Source organism: Deltaproteobacteria bacterium (assembly GCA_011773515.1).
Classification (GTDB): Bacteria; Desulfobacterota; Deferrimicrobia; order J040; family J040; genus WVXK01.
The window spans coordinates 1-1,852 of record WVXK01000060.1 but is presented as its reverse complement, the minus strand read 5'-3'; the positions used below and the strand labels follow the sequence as shown (position 1 = coordinate 1,852).

Sequence of the window (1,852 nt, the reverse complement as noted above, 5' to 3'; positions counted from 1 at the left end):
TTGTATACCCCAAAATGAGCGAAAGGAGAAACGTCATGAATGAAGAGACCAAGTGCCCGGTAACGGGCGGAGCGAACAAGCCCACTGCCGGCCGAGGCACGTCGATCCGGGACTGGTGGCCGAAGCAGTTGAACCTCAAGATTCTTCATCAGCACTCTCACATGAGCAATCCGATGGGCGAGGAGTTCAACTACGCTGAGGAATTCAAGAAACTCGACCTGGAGGCCGTGAAGAAGGACCTCTACGCGCTCATGACCGACTCGCAGGACTGGTGGCCGGCTGACTATGGTCACTACGGTGGGCTCATCATCCGGATGGCGTGGCACAGCGCAGGCACATACCGAACAGGCGACGGCCGCGGCGGGGGAGGGTCGGGCAATCTGCGCCTGGCGCCCGTGAACAGCTGGCCGGACAATGCGAACCTCGACAAGGCGCGCCGGCTGCTCTGGCCGATCAAGCAGAAATACGGCAAGAAGATCTCCTGGGCCGATCTCATGATCCTTGCCGGCAACTGCGCGCTGGAGTCGATGGGCTTTAAAACCTTCGGTTTCGGCGGCGGGCGCGAAGACATCTGGGAGCCGGAAGAGGACATTTACTGGGGGAGTGAGACAGAGTGGCTTGGCGACAAGCGATACTCCGGTGACCGGGAACTCGAGAATCCCCTTGCTGCCGTTCAGATGGGCTTGATATATGTGAACCCGGAAGGGCCGGACGGAAACCCTGACCCCGTCGCGTCGGGCCGTGACGTTCGCGAAACCTTCAAACGTATGGGCATGAACGATGAGGAAACGGTCGCTCTCGTCGCCGGCGGGCACACATTCGGCAAATGTCACGGCGCTGGCGATGCGGCCCTTGTCGGTCCGGAACCCGAGGCCGCCGGTATCGCAGAGCAGGGTCTTGGCTGGAAGAGCAGCTTCGGCAGCGGCAAAGGCGGCGACACGATCACCAGCGGTATCGAGGGCGCCTGGAAGCCGAAACCGACCAAATGGGACATGGGCTATTTGAAGGTACTGTTCAAATACGAGTGGGAACTGGTCAAGAGCCCGGCCGGCGCGCACCAGTGGCTGGCCAAGGACGTGGACGAAGAGGACATGGTGGTTGACGCCCACGACCCGTCGAAGAAGCACCGCCCGATGATGACCACGGCGGACCTCTCGTTGCGCTTAGACCCCATCTACGAGCCGATCTCGCGGCGCTTCCACGATAACCCCGAGGAGTTCGCCGACGCCTTCGCCCGGGCGTGGTTCAAGCTGACACACCGCGACATGGGCCCCCGCGCACGTTATCTCGGCCCGGAGGTCCCGGCAGAGGAACTGATCTGGCAGGACCCGGTGCCCGCAGTCGATCATGAGCTGATCGATGCGCAGGACGCAGCGGACTTAAAGGGCAAGGTCCTGGCTTCGGGGCTGTCCATCTCCCAGCTGGTGTCGACCGCATGGGCGTCGGCGTCCACCTTCCGTGGCTCCGACAAGCGCGGCGGTGCGAACGGTGCCCGCATTCGTCTGTCGCCGCAGAGGGATTGGGAAGTCAACCAGCCGGCCGAACTGGCGAAAGTGCTGAAAACCCTGGAAGGTATCCAGAGCCAGTTCAACAGCGCGGCCTCCGGCGGCAAGAAGGTCTCGCTTGCCGACCTGATCGTGCTGGGCGGTTGCGCTGCCGTCGAACAGGCTGCAAAGAATGCCGGTCACGATGTGACCGTTCCCTTCACGCCGGGACGCACGGATGCTTCGCAGGAGCAAACCGACGTGGAGTCATTCGCCATACTCGAACCGGCTGCAGACGGCTTTCGCAACTACCAGAAGACCCGCTATGCCGTAACGGCAGAAGAGCTGCTGGTAGATCGTGCGCAACT

1 protein-coding gene is annotated in these 1,852 nt (G+C 62.0%); it reads left to right on the top strand.

From position 1 onward, the window contains the following. Nucleotides 1–35: 35 nt before the first annotated feature. A partial coding sequence (katG, locus tag GTN70_06720) for a catalase/peroxidase HPI (protein NIO16678.1) occupies nucleotides 36–1,852 on the top strand: 1,817 nt, incomplete at its 3' end.